Source organism: Kribbella yunnanensis (genome assembly GCF_039529655.1).
GTDB classification, from domain to species: Bacteria; Actinomycetota; Actinomycetes; order Propionibacteriales; family Kribbellaceae; genus Kribbella; species Kribbella yunnanensis.
Genome location: NZ_BAAANF010000010.1, coordinates 40,748 through 65,437 on the forward strand (window position 1 = coordinate 40,748; position 24,690 = coordinate 65,437).

Below are 24,690 nucleotides of genomic sequence, written 5' to 3' on the forward strand. Positions count from 1 at the left end.
GTTCGACGGATCTGTGGACAACTTGGATCCCGGTTCACCCAACCGTTGTCTCAGGCCCGGAACCGCGGTTCGGAACCAGGCAGACCAGGCCGTACGCTGGTCCGGTGAATTCCGAACACCACTACGGCTTCGAGACGCTCGCCATCCACGCCGGGAACGAACCCGACCCGACCACCGGCGCAGTCGTCCCGCCGATCTACGCGACCAGCACCTACAAGCAGGACGGCGTCGGCGGTCTGCGCAACGGGTACGAGTACTCCCGTTCCGCGAACCCGACCCGGACGGCGCTGGAGGAGTGTCTGGCCGCGGTCGAGGCGGGGACCCGCGGATTCGCGTTCGCGAGCGGTCTGGCCGCCGAGGACACGCTGATCCGGTCGCTGTGCGTACCCGGTGACCACGTGGTGTTCCCCGACGACGCGTACGGCGGCACCTTCCGGCTCTTCTCGAAGGTCCTGGGCGCATGGGGTGTCGAGATGACCCCGGCCGCGGTCACCAACCCGGAGGCGATCCGCGCTGCGATCCGCCCGGGCAAGACCAAGGTGGTCTGGCTGGAGACCCCGACCAACCCGCTGCTGAACGTCGCCGACATCGCCATCGTCGCCCAGATCGCGCATGACGCGGGCGCACTGCTGGTCGTCGACAACACGTTCGCCTCGCCGTACCTGCAGCAGCCGTTGGAGCTGGGCGCGGACGTGGTCGTGCACTCGACCACCAAGTACATGGGTGGGCACTCCGACGTCGTCGGCGGCGCCCTGATCGTCCGGGACGCCGAGCTGGCCGACAAGATCGCCTTCCACCAGAACGCGATCGGCGCAGTCGCCGGCCCGTTCGACTCGTTCCTGGTGCTGCGCGGTATCAAGACCCTCGGCGTACGGATGGACCGGCACAGCGACAACGCCGAGAAGGTCGTCGAGTTCCTGCAGCGGCACAAGTCCGTCAGCAAGGTCCTCTACCCCGGCGTCGAGGGCCACCCCGGCCACGACACCGCTGCCAAGCAGATGAAGCGGTACGGCGGCATCGTGTCGTTCCGCGTCACCGGCGGCGAGGCGCAGGCGCTCGACATCTGCAACAAGGCCGAGGTCTTCACCCTGGGCGAGTCGCTGGGCGGCGTCGAGTCCTTGATCGAGCACCCCGGCAAAATGACCCACGCCTCAGTAGCCGGCACCCCCCTCGAGGTCCCCGCCGACCTAATCCGCCTCAGCGTAGGCATCGAAACCATCGAGGACCTCCTCGAAGACCTAGACCGAGCCATGTCCTGACCCACGCCCTACCGCCATCTGATGGGTTAACCCATCAGCTTGTGGGTTCTGGACCCGCATGCGGTGGGGGAACCCACAACCTCGTGGGGGAACCCATCAGATGGCGACGCCCTGAGCGGTGGGGGGAGTGGCGGGTGTGATGAGCGGGCGGGGTGTTGGTGAGTGGGGGTGGGTTCGGTGGGGCTGGTGGTGGCGGTTGACTTTGGGTCGACGTTTACCAAGGCGGTTGCGGTTGATGCGGGGTCGGGTGCGTTGGTGGCTCGGGCTGAGCATCGGACGACGATCGACACCGATGTGATGGATGGGTGGCTGGCTTGCCGGGCTGGGTTGCTGGCGGTTGATCGGGGGGTGGAGCGGGCCGAGGTGCTGGCTTGTTCCAGTGCGGGTGGTGGGCTGCGGATCGGGGTTGTCGGCAACGAAGAGCTGGTGACCGCGGAGGCGGGCAAGCGGGTTGCGTTGTCCAGTGGTGGGCGCGTGGTTGCGGTGGTGAGCGGCGGGCTGTCGCCGACATCGCTCAAAGAGCTGCGCAAGGATCGGCCGGATGTCGTGCTGCTGTCCGGCGGCACCGATGGCGGCAACTCCGCCGTACTGCTGAAGGCCGCCAAGACGCTGGCCACCTACAAGTGGCGGCGACCGGTCGTTGTCGCCGGCAACGTTGACGCGCAGGCCGAGATCGCCGAGATCCTCGCTGACGTTCCGCATGTGCTGGCGGACAACGTCGTCCCCGAGATCGGGGTGTTCGCGCCGGACAGTGCGCGGGCCGCGATCCGCGAGATGTTCCTCGCCCACGTGATCGGCGGCAAGAACCTGTCCCGCGATCCCGCGTTCGCCCGGATGGTGCGCGCGGCCACACCGGACGTCGTACTGCGGGGTGTCGAAGTGCTGGCCGGAATGCACGGGGATGTCGCGGTCGTGGACATCGGCGGCGCGACCACCGACGTGCATTCGGTTATCGAGCTCGACCCCGAGGACGCGAATCTCGGTCGCGAGGTGGTCGCCACCCACCCCGTTACCCGGACGGTCGAAGGTGACCTCGGGATGCGCTGGAGCGCCGTACCGGTCGTTGCCTCAGGCATCGAAGCTGGGTTGGTCGGTGACGACGAAGCCCTCCGTACGGCGGCCGCCCGGCGGCACGACGATCCGGCGTACCTGCCTGATTCGCCGGCCGAGTCGCAGTACGACGAGGTCCTGGCCACCGTGGCCGCGACCGTGGCGTTGCGTCGGCACGCGGGTCGGCAGCGGATCGTGTTCGGTCCCGGCGGCCGGGTGATCGAGCGGTCCGGGAAGGACCTGCGCGAGGTCGAACTGCTCGTCGGGTCGGGCGGCGTACTGCGGCACAACGGGCCGGAGGTGGCTGCGCGGATCCTGGGGTCGGTCGGGGCCAACGCTCAGGAGGAGGGCTGGCTGGTTCCCGAGCGCGCTCAGGTCTGCGTCGACAAGGACTACGTGCTCGCCGGTGTCGGTCTCCTCGCCGACACCGATCCGAAGGCAGCGGAGGGCCTCGCCGCTCACATTCATGGAACGGTTCGCACCGGGCACTAGGCTCATCAGGAAGCACAGCGGCGGAGGGGTCTGATGAGCGAGGACGGTAAGGCGAAGGACGAAAGTCCGGTCGCCGACAACGAGGTGGTCGAGGAGACCGCCGACACGGTGGTACCTGACGATCACGTGGTGGCGACGTCGAGTCGCGGGCGGGTCGATACCGGGGTGACGCCGGGGATGCAGATCGCGAGTGCGTGGGCGTGGCGGTTCCTGGTGATCGTGGCCGCGGTGGCCGTGATCGGGTACGGGATGCAGTACCTGTCCGAGGTCGTCGTACCGGTGACTGTCGGCATCCTGCTGACCGCCTTGCTCGTGCCGGTCACCAACGGCCTGCAGAAGCTGCGCTTCCCGCGCGGCGCGGCGGCCGGGGTGACCGTGATCGCGACGATCGTGCTGGTCGCCGGGCTGCTGACCCTGGTCGGGACGCAGATCGCCGGGCAGTTCGAGAGTCTGTCGACCCAGGTCGGCGAAGGTGTGCAGAAGCTGCGCGAACTCGCCCGCCTCAACTTCGGGCTGACCGACAAAGACATCACCGACGCCTTCAAGCAACTGCAGGACGCGATCACGTCTGGCGGCGCACTCGGCCAACGCGCAGCCGAGGTCGGTACGACGGCCACCCACGTGGTCGCCGGGCTGTTCATTTCCTTGTTCTGCTTGTTCTTCTTCCTCTACCAGGGTGACCGGATCTGGGCCTGGCTGGTCCGCCTCTTCCCACGTCAAGCGCGTGAGAAGGCCGACTCGTCCGGCCGCAAGGCGTGGGTCTCGCTGACCGCCTTCGTCCGCGCCACGATCATCGTCGCCGCGGTAGACGCGGTCGGGATCTCGCTCGGCGCGGCCATCCTCGGTCTACCGCTGGTGAGCGCGATCGGCATCCTGGTCTTCGTCGGTGCGTTCATCCCGGTCGTCGGTGCACTGATCAGCGGCATCGTCGCGGTCCTCGTCGCGCTGGTCGCCAAGGGCCCGATCGTCGCGATCGTCATGCTGGCGGTCGTGATCGGCGTCCAGCAACTCGAGGCGCACGTCCTGCAACCGTTCCTGCTCGGCCGTGCCGTCAGCGTCCACCCGCTGGCCGTCATCCTCGCCATCGCCACCGGAGTCGTGATCGCCGGCATCGTCGGCGCCCTGGTCGCCGTACCGACCGCCGCCGTCCTCAACACCATCGTCAACCACCTGGCCGGCAACGACGTAGACCCCGAACCACCCCGCCCCCTCCCCAGACGAAGACCCACCAAACCCACCCCGGAAACCCCACCGATCGAGGCCTAACCGCCCACGGCGGACCGCCCCCACTCACCAACCTCCAAGTTCGGCCCCGACGGCGGCCCGCATGAGCGTGCGGCGGACAGGTCGAGCGGAGTTGGTGAGTGGCTGGGGTCCGCGCCCAAGCCACAGCCCGTCAGCCCGAGGCGACGTGAGCCGCGGTAGCCGACCTCGCCAACCGGCTCAGCCATCTACTCGCTCGCCCTCTTGATTTGTCGGCCGCTAGCGGTCGAGTAGGCGCCGGCCTCGGCCGCAGACGTCCGTGGGTGGTTGCTCGCCGGTGCGGCCGACTAAAAGAAGTGTGGCTGGGCGACGCGGTGGCTGGGCGGGATGGCGAGACCGGCTACCGAGGCTCACGTCGCTTGGGGCTGACGGGCTTTGGTTGCCGTGCGAGAAGAGGTCGCGACCACGCTCGGGTTGGCTGGGGCTGACGGGGCTTTGGTTGCCGTCCGGGGACGAGGCCGCCGAGCTAACCCTTGCCGTCAGAAATGGCGCCTAGTGCTCGGGTCGGTAACTTTTTCTCATATATCGCACCAAAGTTACCGAGTCCGGGATGTGCGACGACCGGCCGCCTCGGGAGGGGGCCGGTCGTCGGGGTGGTGGGGTTAGTGCATTGAGGCGGCGGCGGAGGCTTCCAGGGAGGCGTCGTCGTCGGACTTGGGGCCGTCGGTGCGGCCGGCCAGGCGCTGTTCCGGGGTGATGATCGCCAGGACGAGGGCGATCGCGAGGAACGGCAGGGAGACGAGGAAGACGTCGCCCATGGCGTCGACCAGGCCGTGCAGGGCCCAGCCCTTCATCGGCTCTTGGAGGGCGTGCAGCATCGGGACGCTGTTGGCTGCTTGGGTGAGCTTCTCGATCATGCCGGGGGCCGCGTTCGGGACCAGGGTGGTGAGGTGGTCGGTGAGGCGGCTGGTCAGGACGGCGCCGAAGACCGCGGTACCGATGGCGCCACCCATCGAGCGGAAGAAGGTCATCGTCGAGGTCGCGGTTCCCATGTGCTGGCGGGGGACGCTGTTCTGCGCGGCGGTGACGGTGATCTGCATCGACAGGCCGAGGCCGGAGCCCATGATGAACATGTAGATGGCCAGGTGCCAGTACGGCGTGGTCATGCTCAGCGTGGAGAGCAGCAGCATCGCGGTGCTGACCAGGATCGCGGAGATGATCGGGTAGATCTTGTAGCGGCCGGTCTTGCTCATCAGCTGGCCGCTCGGGATCGAGGCGGAGAAGATGCCGACGATCATCGGGAGCAGTGCCAGGCCCGAGCGGGTCGGGGACATGTCCTTGACGGCCTGCAGGTACAGCGGCAGGAAGATCAGCGCGCCGAACATCGCGACACCGAGCAGGAACGCGAAACCGGCGTACCCGGAGAAGATGCGGCCCTTGAACAGGTCCATCGGGATGATCGGTTCGGCGACTCGCAGTTCGACGAAGACGAAGGCGACGGCGAGGACGACCGAGGCGACGAGCAGGGCGATCGTGGTCGCCGTACCCCAGCCGTTGGTCGGGCCGCTCCAGGAGATGGCCAGCAGCAGGGTGGTGACGGCCGCGGTGACGACGGCGGCGCCGACGTAGTCGATCTTGTGCGAGCGCTTCACGTGCGGCAGCCGCAGTACGGCGGCGACGATGCCCAGGGCGACCAGGCCGATCGGCAGGTTGATCCAGAAGATCCAGCGCCAGCCGGGACCGTCGGTGAGCAGACCGCCGAGCAGCGGACCGGCGACCGAGGACAGGCCGAAGACGGCACCGAAGTAGCCCATGTACTTACCGCGTTCCCGCGGCGGGATCACGTCGCCGATGGTGGCGAACGCGAGCGACATCAGGCCGCCGGCGCCGAGACCCTGGACGGCCCGGAAGCCGATCAGCATCTCGATGTTCTGCGACAGGGCGGCCAGCACGGAACCGCCGAGGAAGGTGACGATCGCCGCGATGAACAGCGGGCGGCGGCCGTAGAGGTCGGAGATCTTGCCCCACAGCGGGGTGGAGGCGGTCGAGGTCAGCAGGTACGCCGTGACCACCCAGGACAGTTTGTCCAGGCTGTTGAACTCACTGACGATCTGCGGCAGCGCGGTCCCGACGATGCTCTGGTCGAGTGCGGCCAGGAACATGCCGGCCATCAGGCCGCCGAGAACGACGAGGATCTGCTTGTGGGACAGGTACTGCGGGCTGTCACCCGGCCCTGAAGCGGGTGCGCCGCCGGCAGTGGCGGGCTCGGTGGTGCTCATGTGGTGCTCTCCAGGTTCTTCTCGGTGTTCTCGCGGGCGGCGTCGTCGTCGACGCCGGGCGCGGAGTCTTGGGTACGGCGGGCGGCCTGCATGGCGGCCCAGCCCTTGTCGGCCCAGGCCAGCTGCGGCGAGGGCTCGGTGCGGGCGGTGACGGCGTCGGCGAACCGGGTCATCAACCGTCCGAAGGTCTCGATGTCGTCCTCGGACCAGCCCTCCAGCGCGGTGCTGAGCAGCTCCATCCGGCGGCGGGCGTTGTCCTCCCACTGCGCGATGCCCTGCTCGGTCAGCTCGACGCGGAAGGCGCGGCCGTCGGCGGGGTCGGGGGAGCGGCGGACCAGGCCGAGCTGCTCCAGCGCGCGGACGTGCCGGCTCGTGGTCGACGCGTCCAGCTCCATCCGGGCGGCCAGCTCGGACAGGCGCAGGGCGCCGCTGCAACGCAGCGCGAACAGCGCGATGTGGGCGCTGTGGTCGATCGTGTCGCCGGGCTGCTTGGCCTTCAGCCGGCGGCCGATCCGGGTGAACGCGTGCATGACGCCCTCGATCGGGGTCTGCGGGGTGTACGCGTCGTTTACTTGCATGCTGCAAGCATATACATAGTTGTATTACGCACGCAAATAGTTTCCGTTACCAACGAGTGAGGAGCCACTCATTTATCCATTGTGCTGATCCAGTCACGGAATGGAGTCGAGGTAGGTCTGGCACCACCATGGAGGGTGGTTCAGCGCCCTGGTCGCTACGGAGCGTGGCCGCCACGCTGGTCAGGTGTCGACGAGCGCGGTGGAGAACAAGACGATGACCAGACGCCGACTGGCTGAGTACGGCGTCATTTGCGTGGCGCTGAGCTGGTTGCCGTGGCTGCTGATGGGGGTGTCGGGCATGCGGCCCGACGAGGGGGCGGGGCAGCTGGTGTTCGCGCTGGCCGCGTCCGGTCCCTCGCTGGCCGCCCTGGTGATGTGGCTCTGGCATCGGGAACGGCGGCCTGGCGTTCGCTGGTCACCAGGCTGGCCAGTCGCGGCCGTCGTACTGGGGGCGGCCGCGCCACTGGTCACCACTGCGCTGGTCGGGAACCTGTCCGAGCTGCCGGGGCATGCGGAGTCGGTGATCGCTGGGGCTGGTGGACTGATTGGAGCGGCTGTCTACACGTTCCTGGCTGGTCCGGTGGCGGAGGAGTTCGGCTGGCGGGGGTACGTGCAGCCGCGGCTGCGCCAGTACTTCGGTCCGTTGGCGACCACCGCCGTACTGGGGGCGGCATGGGGGCTGTGGCATGTGCCGCTGTACTTCCTGACCGGCACTGGTCAGCAGGAGGACGGGCTGTTCACGCAGGAGGCACTCGTGTTTTTCCTGGAGCTGTTCCCGCTAACCTTCCTGATGCTGTTCGTGACTGAGCGGCTCCGGGGTGGGGTGCCGGCGGCGATCCTCATGCATGCAGCGTGGAACCTGTCGACAGAGCTGATCCCGCCGCTGGGCAATGCGGTCTGGCTGGAGCTGGTTGTGGTGACCGCCGTGGCGGGTGCCGCTGGTTGGTACTGGCGGCGTACCTTGCCTGCATGAATCAGGTGGCAGTGGTGACGGGTGGTGGGTCCGGGCTCGGGCGGGAGATGGCGCTGGCACTGGCTGCGGCCGGGTACGACGTGCTGGTGACCGGTCGGACCGAGGCGAGCCTGCGGGACACCGTCGCGATCGGCAAGGTCAAGGGGTACGGCGTACTCGACGTGAACGACGGTCCCGCCGTACGACGGTTCTTCGGTGAGCTGGACCGGATCGACGTGCTGGTGAACAACGCTGGGACCGGGGCGCCTGCGGCCGCCGTACCGGATGTGTCGGAGGAGGACTGGCGGCGGGTGATCGACACCAACCTGACCGGTTCGTTCCTGTGTGCGCAGGCGGCGTTCGCGCGGATGCTCGAGCAGGACCCGAAGGGTGGGCGGATCATCAACAACGGCTCGATCTCCGCGCACGTACCGCGACCGCAGAGCATCGCCTACACCGCCAGCAAACACGCGATCACCGGGCTGACCAAGCAACTCGAACTCGATGGTCGGCCGCACGGGATCACGGCCTGCCAGATCGACATCGGCAACGCGGCCACCGCGATGACCGAGCGGATGGAACAGGGTGCGCTCCAACCGGACGGGTCGATCGCGGTCGAGCCGACGTTCGATCCGAAGATCGTGGCGGACTTCGTGGTGCAGATCGCGCAGTTGCCGACGTCGGTCGCCGTACCGCATCTGATGGTGATGGCGGCGGGCATGCCGTACGCCGGGCGGGGCTAGGCCGACTGCTCAAATCGACAAGAAAACTGTCGGTGACTCGGTTTAGTGTCACCAGTGTGGATGAACAGCGGGAGTCCTTGGTTCATGTGCGCGGCCTGAAGAAGTCGTACGGCGACTTCGAGGCGGTGCGCGGGATCGACCTGGACGTGTGGCGGGGTGAGGCCTTCGGCTTCCTGGGGCCGAATGGGGCCGGCAAGTCGTCGACGATGCGGATGATCGGCGCGGTCTCGCCGACCAGTGGCGGCACGCTGCGGATCCTCGGGATGGACCCGGCCACCGAGGGACCGGCGATCCGGGCGCGGCTCGGGGTCTGCCCGCAGGACGACACCCTCGACACCGAGCTGTCCGTCCGGGAGAACCTGACCATCTACGGCCGGTACTTCGGCCTCAGTCGACCCGAGTGCCGTGAGCGGGCCGACGAGCTGCTCGAGTTCGTCTCGCTGAACGAGAAGGCCAAGGTCAAGGTCGACGAGTTGTCCGGTGGGATGAAGCGGCGGCTGACGATCGCCCGGTCGCTGGTCAGCAAACCGGACCTGCTGCTGCTCGACGAGCCGACCACCGGTCTCGACCCGCAGGCCCGGCATCTGTTGTGGGACAAGCTGTTCCGGCTCAAGCAGGCCGGTGTCACGCTCATCATCACCACGCACTATATGGATGAGGCCGAGCAGCTGTGCGACCGGCTGGTCGTGATGGACGGCGGCCTGATCGCGGCCGAGGGGTCGCCGGCCGAGCTGATCCGGGACTACTCGACCCGTGAGGTGACCGAGCTGCGGTTCGGGCCCGAGGTGATGATGTCCGATCACGACGCGTTGGCCGGGAAGGTCTCCGATCTGGCCCAGCGGATCGAGGTGCTGCCGGACCGGCTCCTGCTGTACACGGATGACGGTGAGCGCGCGGTGGCCGCAGTACACGAGCGTGGCCTGAGCCCCGCGGCAGTGCTGGTACGGCGCTCAACGCTCGAGGATGTGTTCCTGCGACTCACCGGCCGGACGTTGGTGGACTGATGTCTGTCGCGCTGGAGAACGGTCGCCGTCAGTACGACTACTGGCTGACGGTCTACAAACGGACCTGGAAGGGCACGCTGATCGGCAGCTTCGTGCTGCCGGCGCTCTACCTCGCCGCGATGGGGGTCGGCCTCGGCTCGTTCGTCGATACCAAGGGCACAGCCGCGCTGGGTGGCGTGAGCTACCTGCAGTTCATCGCGCCGGGCCTGCTGGCCTCGACCGCACTGCAGATCGCCGTGGGTGAATCGACGTACCCGGTGCTGAGCGGGCTGAAGTGGCAGAAGTTCTACCACTCAATGATCGCGACGCCGCTGAGACCGGCGGATGTCGTCTATGGGCAGCTGGCCTTCATCGCCTTCCGGACCGCGAGCACCTGCATCGTGTTCCTCGGCGTCATCGCTGTGTTCGGCGGGTTGCATTCGCCGCTCGGTGTGGTCGCGTTGCCGGTCGTGGTCCTGGTCGGTATGGCGGCCGCGGCGCCCGTGGTCGCCTTTGCGAGCGGACTGGACAACGATGCCGGTCTGGCGATGGTGTTCCGGTTCGGCGTGGTTCCGGCGTTCCTGTTCTCCGGCGCGTTCTTCCCGGTCTCGCAACTGCCGAACTGGATCGAGTGGCTGGCCTACCTGAGTCCGCTGTGGCACGGCGTTCAGCTGTCCCGCGATCTGAGTCTCGGCACGATTCACCCCTGGCTCGTGCTACTCAATCTCGCGTATCTGCTGGCCTGGTTCGTGATCGGCACCAAGCTCGCCATCCGCGGCTTCACGAGGAAGTTGATCGGCTGATGGCGACCATCGCTGCCCGGGTCGTCCCGGTCCCGCTCCGGCTCGGCGGCCGGCACATCGTCGAGCGCAACTTCCTGCTCTATCGGCGATCCTGGGTCGTCTTCCTGTCCGGCTTCACCGAACCCGTCTTCTACCTGCTGTCGATCGGCATCGGCGTCGCCCAACTGGTCGGCGACTTCACGCTGGCCGACGGAACCACGATCGGGTACGCCGCCTTCGTGGCCCCGGCGATGCTCGCCAGTTCCGCGATGAACGGTGCGATCTTCGATTCGACGTACAACATCTTCTTCCGGATGAAGTACGCGAAGCTGTACGACTCGATGCTGGCCACGCCGATGCGGCCGTGGGACATCGCCACCGGCGAGGTGACCTGGGCCCTGCTGCGCGGCGCCTGCTACTCGGCCATGTTCGTGCTGGTGATGCTCGCGCTTGGCCTGGTGGAGTCCTGGTGGGCGCTCGTCGCGCTACCGGCCTCGGTGCTGATCGGCTTCGCGTTCGCCGGCGCCGGGATGGCGCTGACCACGTTCATGCGCAGCTGGCAGGACTTCGAGTTCGTCCAGCTGGCGACGATCCCGATGTTCCTGTTCTCCGCGACCTTCTACCCGATCGAGACCTACCCGGGTGCGATCCGCTGGCTCGTCGAGATCACCCCGCTCTACCAAGGCGTCCACCTCGAACGCGCCCTCACTACCGGCACCGTCGGCTGGTCTCTCCTCCTGAACGCCGCCTACCTCACCGCCATGGGCGCCACCGGTATGTACATCGCCTCCCGCCGCCTCGGCACCCTCCTGCTGAAGTAACCGGATGTAAGGGGATTGCTACGGATCGGAACGAACAGGTTTGGGGCGACGTCGTACAGGCATGATGCGCCGGGTGAGGAATCCGATCGGAGCGTTGCGGCGGGGGCAGCAATTACGGGCCCGGCTGAAATTGCCGCAGGAGCGGTTGGCCGGTGGGCGACGGCGGTGGATCCGGTCGTCGATGGACTGGCTGGTGGGGGAGTTCGGGCGGGAGGTGCTGTTGCGGCCGATCGTGGTGCCGAGCGATGTCATACCGGCCGGGTACGACGGTTCGCTAGAAGCGGCCGAGGACGTGTGCGCGCGGGTTGCGGAGCAGATGGGGCTCAAGCCGGGGCAGTGTGCGTTGAGCTTTGGACTGGTCGATGGGGTGCGGCGGCATCGGGTCGGGACCGTGCGCGAGTCGACTGGGCGATGGGTGCGGGCAGCGGCAGGGAACGAGATTCATCTGTCACCGAGCCTGGCCACCGATCCGGTCGCGCTCACCGCAATCTACGCACATGAGGTCGGACATGAGCTGCTGCTCGGGACCGGCCGGATCACGTTCGCGCACCGCCCGGACCACGAATCGCTGACCGACCTCATCACGGTGTTCTACGGACTCGGCATCTTCACGGCCAACGCGGCGTACGAGCGACGCCCGCGTCCGAACGGACGTGGCAAGCAACCGCTCGCCCGCGGCTACCTCCGTGAGACCGCGCTCGCCGAGGCACTGGCCTACTACGCGTTCCTCCGCAATGAGCGCTACCCGGCGTGGGACCGGCACCTCGATCCACCAGTACGCCGGGTCATGCGGAACCACCTCAACGTACTGTGCCGTTGACGAGTCGCAGCCACCAGAACGCACCCCGCGTCATGGACTCCCGATCCGGCCCGGTGACGTTGTGCATCAGGTGCAGAGACGTCATCACCTGATGCAGCGCGCCGAGCTGATGGGCGAGCTCGAGCGCACGACGCAGGTCGGCCATCGGCGCGTACTCGGTCCACTCCTCGAGGTAGGCGTCCCGCACGCGGTCGTCCATCGACAGCGGTGACCGCTTCTCGACGAACGTCACCATGTCCAGGAACGGATGCGAGAGCGCCGCATCCGTCCAGTCGAACGCGAGCACCTGCCCGTCGCGCACCGCGATGTTCCGCGGATGCAGATCGCCGTGCAGCAACGTCTCCGGTACGCCGATCGCCGCCAGCTCGGCGATTGCCGAACGCAACTCCGGACGACGCGCCGCCAACTCGTCCCGCTCGTGCGGCTCCAGGCGGGCGGTCGCCGGGTTGTCGCCGAGCAACTGATCCAGCTCCGCATCCAGTACGGCGAGTCGCCGGTCGACGCAGCTGATGTCGAGCAGGTGGTCCGCGCGGCCGACGTACGAGCGCTGCAGTCGTGCATGACTCCGAACAGCCTCGATCCAGACCGAGATGTCCGACTGAGCGGCCAGCGGCGCACCGAGATCGGGTAGAAGCATCCAGACACGCTTCTCGTCGACTGCGAGTGGCCGCGGCACCGCACCCTCGAGTGCCGTCAGCAGCTGCGGCTCGTGCGCGAACAGCAGCGGGAGCTCAGCTGGCGGCAGCGTGCTGGAGTGGGCATGCGCCTTGAAGTAGACCAGCCCCTCGGTCGTGGGAATGCGCAGCACGTTCGACAGACCCCAGACACGCACCTGAACCGGGGGACCGGTCCGCGGAGCCGGGAGGTGCTCGTCTATCCAGGGCAGGGCATCGGCGTACCAGCCGGCCTGAGTCCACGCGGGCGCGGTCGGGGCGGCCGGTGCGTCGGCGGGCAACCTCACATAGTCGGCGGGCAGCATCACGTAGGTGGTGTGCTCTGCCTCCGCCTGCTGGCAGCTCAGCACATAGGCCGAGACCCCGTGCTGGTCCTGCAAGGCTTGCAGGACCGGTTCGACGTCGGGGAACCAGAACTCCCCTGGGACCTCGATTTCGAGCTGGACGAGCGCGGTGACCTTCATCGATGCAGGGTAGTTGGCCGAATTCCCGAGCGCAGGCGCTTTTCGTGCGTAGGGTGAAGACGTGATCGATGCCAAGGACATCGCGCGGGCCGCGGATCTGCTGCACGACGTGGTCGCGCCGACGCCGCTGGAGTACTCGCGGTGGCTCAGTGAGCTGGTCGGTGGGGACGTGTTCCTCAAGTGCGAGAACCTGCAGCGCACCGGCTCTTTCAAGCTCCGCGGTGCTTACGTGCGGATGGCGCGGCTGTCCAAGGCCGAGCGGTCCCGCGGGGTGGTCGCGGCGAGCGCCGGGAACCACGCGCAGGGGGTCGCGCTGGCCGCGCAGCTGCTCGGCATCAAGGCGACCGTTTTCATGCCCCAAGGGGCACCGATCCCGAAGGAGAAGGCGACCCGCGCGTACGGCGCGGAGATCCGCTTCGTCGGGACGTCGATCGACGACTGTCTGCGCGAGGCGCTGAAGTTCGAGGCGGAGACCGGGGCGGTGCTCATCCACCCGTTCGACCACCCCGACATCGTCGCCGGCCAGGCGACCGCCGGGTTGGAGATCGTCGAACAGTGCCCGCAGGTGCGGACTGTCGTCGTGCCGACTGGTGGCGGTGGTCTGGTCGCCGGGATTGCGACCGCGATGCAGCGCGACGGCATGCCGATCGGGGTCGTCGGCGTCCAGGCGGCCGGGGCGGCGGCGTACCCGGCCTCGCTCGAGGCGGGCGCACCCGTTCAGCTCGCCGGGATGAGCACGATGGCCGACGGTATCGCGGTCGGCCTGCCGGGCAAGGTGCCGTTCGAGGCGGTCCAGCAGTACGTCGGCGACATCCGCACGGTGACCGAGAGTTCGTTGTCCAAGGCGCTCCTGCTGATTCTCGAACGGGCCAAGCTGGTAGTCGAGCCAGCCGGTGCCGCGGCAGTGGCCGCGATACTCGACGATCCGAAGGCCTTCAAACCGCCAGTCGTGGCGGTGCTGTCCGGCGGCAACATCGACCCGCTGCTGCTGATGCGGGTGATCCGCAACGGCATGGCGGCCGCCGGTCGGTACCTGTCGCTTCGGGTGCGCATCCCGGACACCCCCGGGGGCCTGGCCACGCTGCTGACCCAGCTCGCCCACCTGGACGCCAACATCATCGAGGTCGTGCACGAGCGGATCTCGGAGTCGCTGAGCCTCGACGAGGTGGAGGTCGCGCTGCAACTCGAGTTGCGGGGTGAGGACCACCGCGAGCGGGTATTGGCCGGACTGACCGGCAACGGCTACACGTACATGCTGAACTGAGGAGCCCGAACGTGAAGAAGACGATCATCGCGGCCGTTGCGCTGGCGCTCACCGCGGCCGCCTGTACGCCGGGATCGGACAGCCCGAGTGGTGGCGCGAGCGCGCCGAGCTCGGTGCAGACGGATGCGGCCGCCCTCGGCCAGGTCGAGCTGACCGTCTGGGACCAGGAGGTCCGGGGCGGGCAGGCCGCTCAGATGGCCGCGCAGATCAAGGGCTTCGAGGCGAAGTACCCGAATATCAAGATCAAGCGGGTGTCGCGGTCGTTCGACGACTTGAAGACCACGCTGCGACTGGCGCTGTCCGGCAACGACGCGCCGGACGTCGTACAGGCGAACAACGGCCGGTCGGACATGGGTGAGTTCGTCAAGGCCGGGCAGTTGGTGCCGCTGGACAAGTGGGCCGAGGCCTACAAGTGGGGCGACCGCTACCCGGCTTCGGTGCAGCAGTACTCGCGGTACTCGGCGGACGGCAAGACGTTCGGCGAGGGGAACCTGTACGGGCTGCCGCAGGTCGGTGAGGTGGTCGGGCTCTACTACAACAAGACGAAGGTCCCGGTTCCGCCGAAGGATTGGACGGACTTCGAGAACGCGATGACGAAGGCCAGGGCGGGCGGCGACGTACCGCTGCAGCTCGGCAACCTGGACAAGTGGCCGGCGATCCACGTCTTCGGCACCGTCCAGGGCCAGTTCGTCCCGGCCGATCAGATCACCAAGCTGGCGTTCGGCCGGCCGGGAGCGTCGTGGAAGACGCCGGAGAATCTGAAAGCCGCCGAGACCTTGGTGTCCTGGGTGAACACCGGCTACTTCAACACCGGCTTCAACGGGCAGGGCTACGACCCGGCCTGGCAGGACTTCGGCAAGGGCAAGGGCACGTTCCTGATCGCTGGCACCTGGCTGCAGGCCGACCTGCAGAAGGCGCTCGGCGACAAGGTCGGCTTCATGCTGCCGCCCGGCAAGCCGGTCGTCACCGGTGGCACCGGCCTGCCGTTCGCGATCACGAACAAGGCCAAGAACCCGGACGCGGCCGCGGCGTACATCAACTACATCACCAGCCCGGAGGCGATGAAGGTGCTTGCGGAGACCGGCAACCTGCCGATCGCCGACACCGCCACGCAGCAGGCGCCGGCTGGGCTCGCCGGCGACATCTTCAAGAGCTTCGGTACGGCGGTCTCCCAAGACGAGCTGGTTCCGTACCTGGACTACGCGACCCCGACCATGTACGACACGATCGGCGCCGCGCTGCAGGACCTGCTGGCGAAGAAGGTCACCCCGGCACAGTTCCTGGACAAGCTCGAAGCCGACTACAGCAAGTTCGCCGGCAAGTGAGTTCACCGCCAGGCGAGCCGCGCCGGATCGGGTACCTGTACATCCTTCCGGCGCTGCTCGTGTACGGCGCGTTCCTGCTCTACCCGTTGATCCGCGCGGTGCACCTGTCGTTGTTCCAGTGGGACGGAATCACACTGGGCAAGTTCGTTGGCCTGAGCAACTATGTGGATGTGGTCCGCGATGCGGGACTGCGCGCGGCGTTCGGGCACGCGCTGGTGCTGATCGTCTTCTATGCGGTGCTTCCGGTGGTGATCGGGCTGGCGCTCGCGACGGTGTTGCAGCGGGCAAGGGTTCGGGGGCTCGGGTTCTTCCGGACGATCGTGTTCCTACCGCAGGTGGTCGCGATGGTCGTGGTGGCCGTTGCCTGGCGCCACATCTACGCGCCTGATGGCCCACTGAACGACGTACTGGGTGGATCTCGAGGCTGGTTGGGTGACTACACGTTCGCGTTGCCGGCGGTCGGAGTGATCGGGACGTGGTTCGAGACCGGGTTGGTGACGGTCTTGCTGTTGGCCGGGATGGCGCGGATCCCGGCTGAGCGGTATGAGGCCGCGCGGCTTGATGGGGCTGGGCCGGTGGCCGAGTTCTTCGCGGTCGTTCTACCCGCACTTCGGGGAGAGCTCGCGGTCGCGGTGACGTTGACCGTGATCGCGGCGTTGCGGACGTTCGACCTGGTGTACGTGACCACGAGCGGAGGACCCGGTACGTCGACCACCGTGCCGTCGTACGAGGTGTATCACCGGGCCTTCGAGCTCGGCCAGGTCGGTTCGGCCGCGGCGATCGGGGTGTGCCTGACGGCGTTGATCTTCCTGATCACGCTCGGGGTCAACCGGCTCGCTGATCGGGGCACCGCATGAGGGCGTCGCTGGGGGAGCGGATCGGCAACTACACGCTGCTGATCGTCTTCGGGTTGTTCGCTCTCGGGCCAATCGTGACGATCGTCGGTGCCGCGCTCGGCACCGACGATGCGGGCAGCGGATCGAGCGGGTTCGGCAACTTCGGCAAGGCTTGGGAGATCGGCCACTTCGGCACCTATCTGCGGATGAGCGTCGCGGTGTCGGTGACCGTCGTGGTGGTCAGTGTGCTGTTCTCGATCCTGTCCGGTTACGCCTTCGGGACCATGCGGTTCCGGGGGTCTTCAGTACTCTTCTACCTGTTCCTGATCGGCATCATGATGCCGACCGAGGCGATCGTCGTACCGCTGTACTTCGATCTCCGCACCCTCGGCCTGACCGACACGTTCTGGGCGGTCGTGCTGCCGCAGGTCGCGCAATCCGTTGCCTTCGGCACCTTCTGGATGCGGGCGTACTTCCGCTCATCGTCGCGTTCACTCGTGGAAGCGGCCCGGCTCGACGGCGCCGGTCATTGGCGGACGCTCTGGCTGATCCTCGTCCCACCGGCCCGTCCGGCCCTGGTGACGCTGATCGTGCTGGTCTTCATGTGGACCTGGAACGAGTTCCTGATCCCGCTGGTGATGGTGACTTCGGAGTCTCTGCGGACGGCGCCGCTGGGCCTGGCCTTCTTCTCCGGCCAATACACGTCCGGCTTCACGCTGCTAGCGGCCGGCGCCGTCATCGTCGGTACGCCGGTAGTCCTCGTCTACGCCTTCCTCCAACGCCACTTCATCGCCGGCATGCTGGAAGGCGCCGTCAGGGAGTGATCAGTCCGCGGGTTCGCAGCTCTTGACCAGCGGGGCGTGCAGTCGCTCGGCGAGCACCTCACGCTGGGTGGAGCGGGCCTCGTGCTGACGCAGCAGACCTTCGTCGGTCAGGCAGACGATGACCGCGCGGCGATCCTGGGTGCAGACGTCGCGCGTGACCAGACCGTCGGTCTCCAGCCGGGCGATCACGCGGGACAGCGCGCTCTGGCTCAGATGGACCGACTTCGCCACGACCGCGATCTTCGCGGAGTGGTTCGGCAGCTCGGCAAGACGCTCGAGCACCTCGTACTCACTCATGCCGAGCGAGTGACCGGCTTGCAGCGCGCGGTCGAGTGCGCAGGTGATATCGGCGTGGCGAGCGAGCAGCTCGCGCCAGGCGCGGACATCGGCGCTGATCTCACCAGTCTCAGCGCTGACCTTCGTAGCGGTCATGGAGGCGACCATAGCATGCGTGTGCAATCTATGCAAATGCATTTAATGCCTGGACATTAGATGCACGTGCATGCAATAGTCTCTTCTCGTGACACAGACAACGCACACCACACCGCCTGCACGGATGACCTGGGACGCCCGACTCTGGGGCGCCCTCCTGGTGGTCTGCGGCGTGATCTTCCTCGACGGCCTGGACGTCTCCATGGTCGGCATGTCCCTGCCGTCCATCGGCGCCGATCTGGGCGTCTCCCTCTCCTCGCTCCAGTGGGTCGTGACCGGCTACGTGCTCGGGTACGGCGGCCTGCTGCTCCTCGGCGGCCGGACCGCCGATCTGCTGGGCCGGCGCCGGGTCTTCCTGGTCGCCCTGGCCGTCTTCGCCGTGGTCTCGATGCTCAGCTCGCTGGCCACGAACCCCGAACTGCTCATCGCCGCGCGGTTCGTGAAGGGAGTCGCCGCCGCCTTCACTGCGCCGGCCGCGCTCTCCATCATCACCACCACCTTCCACGAGGGCCCGGACCGTAACCGCGCGCTCTCGATCTTCACCACCTGCGCCGCCAGCGGCTTCTCGATGGGCCTGATCCTCGGTGGCGCGCTGACCGAGATCGGCTGGCGCTGGACCTTCCTGATGCCTGGCCCGGTCGCCCTGATCGTGCTCCTGTTCGCGATCAAGCTGATCCCGAACAGCCCGCGCGAAGAGGTCTCCGGCGGGTACGACGTCCCCGGTGCAGTCACCGTGACCGCCGGAATGCTGTCCCTCGTGTACGCCGTCGTCGGCGCCGAGCACGCTGGTTGGGTCTCGTTCCAGACCATCGGGATGTTCGTGCTGGCGGCCGTCCTGCTGACTGCCTTCGTCGTGATCGAGCAGCGCTCCAAGCACCCGCTGGTCCGCCTCGGCATCCTGCGCAGCGGCTCGCTGCGCCGGGCGAACCTGGCCGGCCTCACGGTCTTCGGCGCGTACGTCGCCTTCCAGTTCATCGGCACCCTGTACCTGCAGAACCTGCTCGGCTGGTCGTCGCTAGAGACCGCGCTGGCGTTCCTGCCGGCCGGCCTGCTGGTCATCAGCCTGTCCCCGAACGCCGGCAAGATCGCCGACCGGATCGGTACCGACAAGATGATCATCGGCGCGATGGCGCTGTTCGTCATCGGCTACGGACTCAGCCTGCGGATCGGCCCGGAGTCGGCGTACTTCTCGACGATCTTCCCGAGCATCATGCTGATCGGCATCGGCTTCGCGATCGGCTTCCCGGCGCTGAACATCCAGGCCGTGTCCGGCGTGGCCGACGACGAGCAGGGGCTCGCGTCGGGTCTGTTCAACACGTCGACCCAGGTCGGTGGCGCAGTGGTCCTCGCCAGCGTCACCGCGGTGATCAGCAGCCAGTCGGTCGGCGTGACCGCGCCGGCCGGGATGCTCTCGGCGTACAAGCCGGGTCTCGCGGTCGTCACCGGTGTGGCCGTCCTCGGCCTGATCATCGCCCTGACCGGTCTGCGCGGCCTCAGCCGTCGCCGGGCGCTCGAAGAGACCGAGGCGGCCGAACTGACCGCCGTACAGAAAGAACTGGCGGACAAGGAGATGACTCCGGCCGCCTGAGTCACATATGAAACGTGCGGGCCCTGGGCTACTCCCCGGGGCCCGCACGGTTTTGTTTACAGGGGCCTGGCCAGGACGGTGGCCAGTGCGATGGTCACAGCCATCACTGTGAGCTCGACAGTCGCCAGTGTGGCGAGTGCGACGGTCTCCTGGCGTTGGACTGCCGGTAGGAGAATCTGCCTGATCGCACCACCTGTTGCGGCCAGGATTATCAGACCTACCAGCTTGCCGAGCACCAGCCAGCCCGCTGGCGTCTCGAGTAGTGCGTGAATGAGTACGGACGGGTGTGGGGTCAGGTCGCCCGTCAGGCGCGGTCCTGCGAGCAGTACGCCGGTGACTGCGACCGTGGCGATCGCACCACCAGCCACGGTCGAGAAGCGTGGCAGGACCAGTGCGAGTGCGGACCGGTTGTTTGCCACCAGCAGCGTCACCAATGCGAGTCCGCCGACCCACAGGCTGACCGCGCACATGTGGGCAGTGATAGCCGGTGTGGTCAGCCAGGCCGCGTGACTCTGCGATGCGTGCCCTGTGACTGGTACGGCGACCAGTCCGACCAACGCACAGCCGAGACCGAGCGCCGGGCGGCGTGCTGCGATGGTCGTCGTGCAGCCGATCGCAGCGAGCACAGTCAGGACGAGTGCCGCGCCCGAACTGACATCGAGCGGGTACGACGCCAGCCCCGCGAACGGCATCATCGAACCGGACTGCGAGATCGCCGCAGCCTGGAGCCACCACGTCGTCGTGGTCGCGGTGATCCAGGCGATGCCGGCCGCGACCCCGATGACCCGGGCGCGGGCGGCGATGACGTCGTACCGATCTCTGCCCTGGGCACCGAGTAGCAACAGCAGCAGTACGGCGCCTGCTGCGAGGATGGCCGCCCCGTTCGTGACCAGGCGGGCGAGCGGGGTCATGTAGAGGATGCCTGGGCCGGCCGTGGCCATGGCCGGTTCGGGGGCAGGCCGGGTCACGATGATCGCGCACACCAGAGCGGTCACGCCGGCGATCGTGATGGCCGCGACGACCGCCGGACGTCGTGCCTTGACGTTCGGGATGGCGAGATCCATCGCTAGTCCCTGGTGGGTTCGAGGCGGGTCTGCGTGATCGGTCTGCCTTGCTCGGACCGCCACCGGCGGAATCCCTGCAGCAGCAGGAGGGCCGTCACGAGCTCGAGGATCCAGATCCAGGCAGGGACGCCGCCGGTGGGCAGCGACATGGCGGCGACCGGTGAACCGGTGTCGGAGCGCGCGAGGTTGATCGTGATGTGGCCGGCGATCGGATGGCCGTCGCCGGAGATGACCCGGTAGCTGATCGCATAGGCGCCGGCCGCGCCGAGGCGGTCGCAGGTCGCGTAGAGGGTGTCACCCTCGATCCGCACCGATCGGGCCGGGTGCCGGGTGCCGTCCGGCCCGGTGACGAGGACAGCGTCCCAGCTGGGGACCGGCTGCAGCTTCTGGTCGAACGTGAAGCTGAGCGAGCCGGGCGTGGCGGACAGCCGGGCGCCGTTGGCCGGCGTACTGGCGGTCAGCTTGCTGTGCGCGGCCGCGGGGAGCGTGGGCGCGGCGATCAGGGTGACGGTGAGGGCGAGGGCGGCCAGCCAGGAAGTCATGGGCGAGGACATCCGGATCCTCCTGTCGGAGAAATAGCGGGGGTGAATTGCAGAATTCCGAAAATGGGCACCGGTCATTGTGCTGTAACAATTCCGCGGGTCTTGGAAATGCTCCGGAAACCTCTCATTGTTACCGTTGGTGTGTGAGGTTGAACCGGCGCCAGATGCGGATCACCCGTGGTCGCGGAGGAGGGTCCGCGGCCACGGGTGATCGGGGTGCTGCTACGTCAGTGGTCGTGCCCGTGACCGGTGCCGTCGTCGACGGACTTGTGACCGGTGAGGGTGAGCGACGCGACGTTGATGCCGACCGGGACCACGTGGCTTGTCGTGTAGCCCAAGGGGTTTGCGAGCGCCGGGTAGAGGCCGAGCGCCTCGTCGTCCACGTGCAGCTGGACCTGGTTGGTGGCGTAGGCGGCCGCGGTACCGACGTTGGCGATCGGGGTCGGGTGGTCGTGCGCCGACGCGGTGGTGGCAGCTGCGGCAGCGGCGCCGACGGCCAGTGCGACGCTCGCCAGCGGGAGGGTGATCAGGCGGGTCCTGAGGTTGGGCATGACGAATTCTCCTAGGGCTTCGGGAGGGCAAGAGTCGGTCGCCATTGACCGGTGAATGGTGTTTCAGCATCGCCGATGGCCAGTCGAATCGGTGCTTGAAATGAATGTATTGAGTCCGGTACCCGAATGACAAGCAATTCGTAGTTTTTTGCTCACGGAATGATATGGATGCTGCTTCGTCAAGCTCACACCATTGGGCATTTCCGGGCGGGCCGGTGAGATGTTCAGGGTGTGCCGGGCGGTGGTTGGGGGCGATCCCCGATTGGTTTCGGCCTCTTGAGGTGCTGGACTGTTGGCATGAGCGATGAGAGCGGGTACGACGGGCGGGTCAAGGACATCCTGGATCGGGTGGCCAAGGGACACCTGTCACCGGAAGAGGCCACGACCCTGATCTCCGCACTCCGGGCCACCGAGGCTCCGGTTGCTGACGCGACCCCGTCCCCGTCGGCGTGGGCCGACGCGGTGGACGCCCCGGTGCCGCCGGCTCCGGCCAGTGTGGTCGACGAGCCCGAGCCCAAGGTGGAGGTCGAGGAGGAGATCGAGCACAGCACGATGCCGATCCCGTCCGGCGTCCAACGGGTGACGATCCGGGCGATCGGACGCCGCGTCCGGCTGATCGGCGAGCCCGCCGTCACCGGCGTCGCGGTCGACGGCCCGCATGTGATCAAGCGGGACGGCGACACCCTCGCGATCAACAGCGAGGGCGACATGGGCGTCTCCATCGACGGCTTCAGCATGCTCCGCAACCCCACCGACCTGAAGGCCCACGTCAACGGCCTCGCCAAAGAGCTGCAGATCCGGGTCAACCCCAACCTCGACGTCGAGGTCGAGGTCACCGGCGGCAGCGTCAACTCCGAACGCGTCTACGGTCTCAGCCGAGTCCGCGTCACCGCCGGTACGGCGAAGGTGGTCGACGTCGAAGGCCCGATCGACGTACTCGTCCAGGCCGGCTCGGTCACCGTCGACGGCCAGATCACCAAGGGCCGGTCCCGGGTGCGCGTCGAGTCCGGAATGGCCACGGTCAACCTCCGCCGAGGCTCCGACGTACATGTCCACACCGAAGCCCAGCTGGGCCGGGTCAACTGGACCGGTGCCGTCTCCGGCCAGTCCAAGGACGTGGAGATCGGCCGCGGTCGCGCGGGCCTCGATGTCGAGGTCCTGGTCGGCAGTGCCCAGATCAGCGCCGACTAGTTTCGCCGCTGGGCGTTAAACAGTCGAAAAATGTCGGCGGTCTCCGCCAGGATGGTGGCCTGCGTCACATCCAGAAGGGGGACGTGCGGATGCCAGCCATCGAGGCCACCGGCCTCGTGAAGACTTTCCGGACCCGGAAGAACGTCGTGAAGGCGCTCGACGGGATCGATCTCGAGGCGCCCGAGGGGACGGTCCTCGGGCTGCTCGGGCCCAACGGCGCGGGGAAGACCACCGCGGTGCGCGTGCTCACCACGCTGATGCAGCCGGATGCGGGGTCGGCCCGCGTGCTCGGGCATGACGTGGTCAAAGAGGCGGACACGGTGCGTTCGCTGGTCGGGTTGTCGGGGCAGTATGCGGCGGTTGACGAGCTGCTCACCGGCCGGGAGAACCTGTGGATGTTCGGCCGGCTCTACCGGCTCGACAGCCGGCAGGCGAAACAGCGGGCCGAAGAGCTGCTCGAGACCTTCGACCTGACTGAGGCCGCCGACCGGACGCTGAAGACGTACTCCGGCGGTATGCGGCGGCGGCTCGACCTGGCCGGTTCGCTGATTGCTCATCCGAAGGTGCTGTTCCTGGACGAGCCGACGACCGGGCTGGACCCGCGGTCGCGGCTTGACCTGTGGAAGATCATCCGCGACCGGGTCAGCGAGGGCGTGACGATCCTGCTGACGACGCAGTACCTGGAAGAGGCCGACGAGCTGGCCGACAGCATCGTGGTCGTCGACCACGGTTCGGTGATCGCCCGCGGTACTGCCGACGAGCTCAAGGCGAAGGTCGGTGGGGAGCGGATCGAGGTCGTCGTACACGACGCCGACGAGACCTACCGGGCGCTCGAGTTGCTGACCGCGGCTCTCGAGGTGACCGACCCCGAGGCGACCACGCTCGAGCAGCACAGCCGGCGGATGACCCTGCCGGCCCCGGGTGGATCCAGCGCGCTGGTCGAGGTGATCCGCACCCTCGACGCCGCCGGGATCCGGATCGCCGACATCGGCCTGCGGCGGCCGACCCTGGACGACGTCTTCCTCACCCTGACCGGGCACGAGGCCGAGCAGAAGGACCAGGCATGAGTACGACGACCGGCCCCGAGCACGTGAATCCGCCGCGGGTGAATCCGCTCAACCGCGCGCTGTCCGATGCCGGCGTACTGGCCTGGCGCAGTCTGAAGCGCATCCCGCGAACCCCGGACATGCTGATCTACGCGACCATCCAGCCGATCATGTTCGTGCTGCTGTTCGCCTACGTCTTCGGCAACGCGATTCCGATCCCGGGCTTCCCCGGCGCCCGGGCCTACCGGGAGTTCCTGATGTCCGGAATCTTCGCGCAGACGATGGCCTTCGCCGTCGCGTCGGCCAGCGTCGGCCTCGCCGACGACATGTCGAAGGGCCTCATCGACCGCTTCCGTTCGTTGCCGATGGCAAGGTCCGGGGTGATCGCCGGCCGGGTCGTCGGTGACCTCGTCTTCAACACCTTCGTGATGGTCGTCATGGTCCTCTGCGGCTTCATCGTCGGCTGGCGCTGGCACAACGGCTTCGGCAACGCCCTCGCGGCGTTCGCCATCCTGCTCCTGTTCGCCTTCGCCATGCTCTGGGTCGGCGCCCTGATCGGCCTCTCCGTCGGCGGCCCCGAGGTCGCCGCCTCCGCCGGCCTGATCTGGCTCTTCCCCCTCACCTTCCTCTCCAACGCCTTCGTCCCCACCCCCAACCTCCCCAGCGGCCTCCAACCAGTAGCCGAATGGAACCCCATCTCGGCCATCGTCGCCGCCTGCCGCCACCTCTTCGGCAACCCCTCCCCCTTCGCCAGCCCCGAAGGCTTCCCCGCCCAGCACCCAGTACTCCTCTCCCTCCTCTGGTGCCTGGCCATCATCCTCGTCTTCGCCCCCCTAGCAGTCCGCAAATACCGAAGCGCCACCAGCCACTAACCCCCCATCAGCACAACCGCCGCCGCCGAGGCCCCACCCCGGCGGCGGCCCTCTG

Annotated in this window: 24 protein-coding genes; 17 read left to right on the top strand and 7 right to left on the bottom strand. The window is 67.7% G+C overall.

The features are described from left to right. Nucleotides 1–104 precede the first annotated feature (104 nt). The 3 genes from ABD231_RS15705 to ABD231_RS15715 all read left to right on the top strand — a co-directional run bounded on the left by ABD231_RS15705 (nucleotide 105) and on the right by ABD231_RS15715 (nucleotide 4,067). On the top strand, nucleotides 105–1,259 hold the full coding sequence (locus tag ABD231_RS15705; protein WP_344151378.1) for a cystathionine gamma-synthase: 1,155 nt from the start codon (nucleotides 105–107) through the stop codon (nucleotides 1,257–1,259). A gap of 177 nt (nucleotides 1,260–1,436) precedes the next feature. Next, entirely contained in the window at nucleotides 1,437–2,801 is a 1,365-nt protein-coding gene (locus ABD231_RS15710; RefSeq protein WP_344151381.1) for a glutamate mutase L, read from the top strand. Nucleotides 2,802–2,834: 33 nt separating this feature from the next. Continuing rightward, entirely contained in the window at nucleotides 2,835–4,067 is a 1,233-nt protein-coding gene (locus ABD231_RS15715; protein WP_344151384.1) for an AI-2E family transporter, read from the top strand. Between the two features lie 599 nt (nucleotides 4,068–4,666). Here the strand turns inward: ABD231_RS15715 and ABD231_RS15720 are convergent. Both ABD231_RS15720 and ABD231_RS15725 read right to left on the bottom strand, forming a co-directional pair. Then, nucleotides 4,667–6,283: an MDR family MFS transporter gene (locus tag ABD231_RS15720; protein WP_344151387.1), complete on the bottom strand. Its 1,617-nt coding sequence runs from the start codon at nucleotides 6,281–6,283 to the stop codon at nucleotides 4,667–4,669. Continuing rightward, nucleotides 6,280–6,861, bottom strand: a complete 582-nt coding sequence (locus ABD231_RS15725; protein ID WP_344151390.1) for a MarR family winged helix-turn-helix transcriptional regulator — start codon at nucleotides 6,859–6,861, stop codon at nucleotides 6,280–6,282. Before ABD231_RS15725 ends, ABD231_RS15720 begins: the two co-directional genes overlap by 4 nt. A gap of 184 nt (nucleotides 6,862–7,045) precedes the next feature. On the opposite strand from ABD231_RS15725, the gene ABD231_RS15730 reads away from it, so the two are divergent. The 6 genes from ABD231_RS15730 (at nucleotide 7,046) to ABD231_RS15755 (ending at nucleotide 11,962) form a co-directional block, all read left to right on the top strand. Next, nucleotides 7,046–7,834 (top strand): CPBP family intramembrane glutamic endopeptidase, encoded by a 789-nt coding sequence (locus ABD231_RS15730; RefSeq protein ID WP_344151393.1) that lies wholly within the window; start codon nucleotides 7,046–7,048, stop codon nucleotides 7,832–7,834. Further along, complete coding sequence (locus ABD231_RS15735) at nucleotides 7,831–8,556, top strand: SDR family oxidoreductase (protein ID WP_344151396.1); 726 nt, start codon at nucleotides 7,831–7,833, stop codon at nucleotides 8,554–8,556. The genes ABD231_RS15730 and ABD231_RS15735 overlap by 4 nt, the downstream gene beginning before the upstream one ends. Before the next feature lie 56 nt (nucleotides 8,557–8,612). Further along, nucleotides 8,613–9,560 carry an ABC transporter ATP-binding protein gene (locus tag ABD231_RS15740; RefSeq protein WP_344151399.1) on the top strand — a complete coding sequence of 316 codons (948 nt, stop codon included), beginning with the start codon at nucleotides 8,613–8,615 and terminating at the stop codon, nucleotides 9,558–9,560. Next, on the top strand, nucleotides 9,560–10,342 hold the full coding sequence (locus tag ABD231_RS15745) for an ABC transporter permease (RefSeq protein WP_344151402.1): 783 nt from the start codon (nucleotides 9,560–9,562) through the stop codon (nucleotides 10,340–10,342). Before ABD231_RS15740 ends, ABD231_RS15745 begins: the two co-directional genes overlap by 1 nt. Then, a complete protein-coding gene (locus tag ABD231_RS15750; RefSeq protein ID WP_344151405.1) occupies nucleotides 10,342–11,142 on the top strand; it encodes an ABC transporter permease in 801 nt (266 codons plus the stop codon). The genes ABD231_RS15745 and ABD231_RS15750 overlap by 1 nt, the downstream gene beginning before the upstream one ends. 73 nt (nucleotides 11,143–11,215) lie before the next feature. Then, entirely contained in the window at nucleotides 11,216–11,962 is a 747-nt protein-coding gene (locus ABD231_RS15755; RefSeq protein ID WP_344151408.1) for a hypothetical protein, read from the top strand. Here ABD231_RS15755 and ABD231_RS15760 read toward each other — a convergent pair. Continuing rightward, nucleotides 11,943–13,100 carry a phosphotransferase family protein gene (locus ABD231_RS15760; RefSeq protein ID WP_344151411.1) on the bottom strand — a complete coding sequence of 386 codons (1,158 nt, stop codon included), beginning with the start codon at nucleotides 13,098–13,100 and terminating at the stop codon, nucleotides 11,943–11,945. The genes ABD231_RS15755 and ABD231_RS15760 overlap by 20 nt on opposite strands. A 61-nt stretch (nucleotides 13,101–13,161) precedes the next feature. Between ABD231_RS15760 and ilvA the strand changes: the two genes are divergently transcribed. From ilvA to ABD231_RS15780, 4 genes are read left to right on the top strand one after another with little or no spacing between them, the layout of a single operon-like run. Continuing rightward, nucleotides 13,162–14,364, top strand: coding sequence for a threonine ammonia-lyase (gene ilvA, locus ABD231_RS15765; RefSeq protein WP_344151414.1), 1,203 nt, complete (start codon nucleotides 13,162–13,164; stop codon nucleotides 14,362–14,364). A gap of 11 nt (nucleotides 14,365–14,375) precedes the next feature. Further along, nucleotides 14,376–15,689 (top strand): extracellular solute-binding protein, encoded by a 1,314-nt coding sequence (locus ABD231_RS15770; protein WP_344151417.1) that lies wholly within the window; start codon nucleotides 14,376–14,378, stop codon nucleotides 15,687–15,689. Further along, the gene (locus ABD231_RS15775; RefSeq protein WP_344151420.1) at nucleotides 15,686–16,546 is read left to right on the top strand and encodes a carbohydrate ABC transporter permease; all 861 of its coding nucleotides are present in this window, start codon (nucleotides 15,686–15,688) and stop codon (nucleotides 16,544–16,546) included. The genes ABD231_RS15770 and ABD231_RS15775 overlap by 4 nt, the downstream gene beginning before the upstream one ends. Continuing rightward, nucleotides 16,543–17,349: a carbohydrate ABC transporter permease gene (locus tag ABD231_RS15780; protein ID WP_344151423.1), complete on the top strand. Its 807-nt coding sequence runs from the start codon at nucleotides 16,543–16,545 to the stop codon at nucleotides 17,347–17,349. Before ABD231_RS15775 ends, ABD231_RS15780 begins: the two co-directional genes overlap by 4 nt. Here the strand turns inward: ABD231_RS15780 and ABD231_RS15785 are convergent, their stop codons facing one another. Then, nucleotides 17,350–17,781 (bottom strand): MarR family winged helix-turn-helix transcriptional regulator, encoded by a 432-nt coding sequence (locus ABD231_RS15785; RefSeq protein WP_344151426.1) that lies wholly within the window; start codon nucleotides 17,779–17,781, stop codon nucleotides 17,350–17,352. 88 nt (nucleotides 17,782–17,869) lie between these two features. Between ABD231_RS15785 and ABD231_RS15790 the strand changes: the two genes are divergently transcribed. Further along, nucleotides 17,870–19,369, top strand: coding sequence for an MFS transporter (locus ABD231_RS15790; protein WP_344151429.1), 1,500 nt, complete (start codon nucleotides 17,870–17,872; stop codon nucleotides 19,367–19,369). A gap of 56 nt (nucleotides 19,370–19,425) precedes the next feature. On the opposite strand, the gene ABD231_RS15795 is transcribed toward ABD231_RS15790, so the two are convergent. From ABD231_RS15795 to ABD231_RS15805, 3 genes are all read right to left on the bottom strand, one after another. Beyond that, complete coding sequence (locus ABD231_RS15795; RefSeq protein WP_344151431.1) at nucleotides 19,426–20,433, bottom strand: copper resistance D family protein; 1,008 nt, start codon at nucleotides 20,431–20,433, stop codon at nucleotides 19,426–19,428. Between the two features lie 2 nt (nucleotides 20,434–20,435). Then, nucleotides 20,436–20,987, bottom strand: a complete 552-nt coding sequence (locus ABD231_RS15800) for a copper resistance CopC family protein (RefSeq protein ID WP_344151433.1) — start codon at nucleotides 20,985–20,987, stop codon at nucleotides 20,436–20,438. A 215-nt stretch (nucleotides 20,988–21,202) separates the two neighbouring features. Next, nucleotides 21,203–21,526 (bottom strand): hypothetical protein, encoded by a 324-nt coding sequence (locus tag ABD231_RS15805; RefSeq protein WP_344151436.1) that lies wholly within the window; start codon nucleotides 21,524–21,526, stop codon nucleotides 21,203–21,205. 297 nt (nucleotides 21,527–21,823) lie between these two features. On the opposite strand from ABD231_RS15805, the gene ABD231_RS15810 reads away from it, so the two are divergent. The 3 genes from ABD231_RS15810 (at nucleotide 21,824) to ABD231_RS15820 (ending at nucleotide 24,635) form a co-directional block, all read left to right on the top strand. After that, a complete protein-coding gene (locus ABD231_RS15810) occupies nucleotides 21,824–22,717 on the top strand; it encodes an acyl-CoA carboxylase subunit epsilon (protein ID WP_344151439.1) in 894 nt (297 codons plus the stop codon). Between the two features lie 89 nt (nucleotides 22,718–22,806). Beyond that, nucleotides 22,807–23,784, top strand: a complete 978-nt coding sequence (locus tag ABD231_RS15815; protein WP_344151442.1) for an ATP-binding cassette domain-containing protein — start codon at nucleotides 22,807–22,809, stop codon at nucleotides 23,782–23,784. Beyond that, nucleotides 23,781–24,635 carry an ABC transporter permease gene (locus ABD231_RS15820; protein WP_344151445.1) on the top strand — a complete coding sequence of 285 codons (855 nt, stop codon included), beginning with the start codon at nucleotides 23,781–23,783 and terminating at the stop codon, nucleotides 24,633–24,635. Before ABD231_RS15815 ends, ABD231_RS15820 begins: the two co-directional genes overlap by 4 nt. The last annotated feature ends 55 nt before the right edge of the window (nucleotides 24,636–24,690 follow it).

What these genes read in the sequence shown, in the direction of transcription:
- ABD231_RS15795 (WP_344151431.1), bottom strand. Translation starts at nt 20,433, where the DNA reads ATGGATCTCGCCATCCCGAACGTCAAGGCACGACGTCCGGCGGTCGTC.
- ABD231_RS15725 (WP_344151390.1), bottom strand. Translation starts at nt 6,861, where the DNA reads ATGCAAGTAAACGACGCGTACACCCCGCAGACCCCGATCGAGGGCGTC.
- ABD231_RS15720 (WP_344151387.1), bottom strand. Translation starts at nt 6,283, where the DNA reads ATGAGCACCACCGAGCCCGCCACTGCCGGCGGCGCACCCGCTTCAGGG.
- ABD231_RS15810 (WP_344151439.1), top strand. Translation starts at nt 21,824, where the DNA reads ATGAGCGATGAGAGCGGGTACGACGGGCGGGTCAAGGACATCCTGGAT.
- ABD231_RS15750 (WP_344151405.1), top strand. Translation starts at nt 10,342, where the DNA reads ATGGCGACCATCGCTGCCCGGGTCGTCCCGGTCCCGCTCCGGCTCGGC.
- ABD231_RS15780 (WP_344151423.1), top strand. Translation starts at nt 16,543, where the DNA reads ATGAGGGCGTCGCTGGGGGAGCGGATCGGCAACTACACGCTGCTGATC.
- ABD231_RS15760 (WP_344151411.1), bottom strand. Translation starts at nt 13,100, where the DNA reads ATGAAGGTCACCGCGCTCGTCCAGCTCGAAATCGAGGTCCCAGGGGAG.
- ABD231_RS15745 (WP_344151402.1), top strand. Translation starts at nt 9,560, where the DNA reads ATGTCTGTCGCGCTGGAGAACGGTCGCCGTCAGTACGACTACTGGCTG.
- ABD231_RS15785 (WP_344151426.1), bottom strand. Translation starts at nt 17,781, where the DNA reads ATGACCGCTACGAAGGTCAGCGCTGAGACTGGTGAGATCAGCGCCGAT.
- ABD231_RS15800 (WP_344151433.1), bottom strand. Translation starts at nt 20,987, where the DNA reads ATGTCCTCGCCCATGACTTCCTGGCTGGCCGCCCTCGCCCTCACCGTC.
- ABD231_RS15820 (WP_344151445.1), top strand. Translation starts at nt 23,781, where the DNA reads ATGAGTACGACGACCGGCCCCGAGCACGTGAATCCGCCGCGGGTGAAT.
- ABD231_RS15715 (WP_344151384.1), top strand. Translation starts at nt 2,835, where the DNA reads ATGAGCGAGGACGGTAAGGCGAAGGACGAAAGTCCGGTCGCCGACAAC.
- ABD231_RS15815 (WP_344151442.1), top strand. Translation starts at nt 22,807, where the DNA reads ATGCCAGCCATCGAGGCCACCGGCCTCGTGAAGACTTTCCGGACCCGG.
- ABD231_RS15735 (WP_344151396.1), top strand. Translation starts at nt 7,831, where the DNA reads ATGAATCAGGTGGCAGTGGTGACGGGTGGTGGGTCCGGGCTCGGGCGG.
- ABD231_RS15805 (WP_344151436.1), bottom strand. Translation starts at nt 21,526, where the DNA reads ATGCCCAACCTCAGGACCCGCCTGATCACCCTCCCGCTGGCGAGCGTC.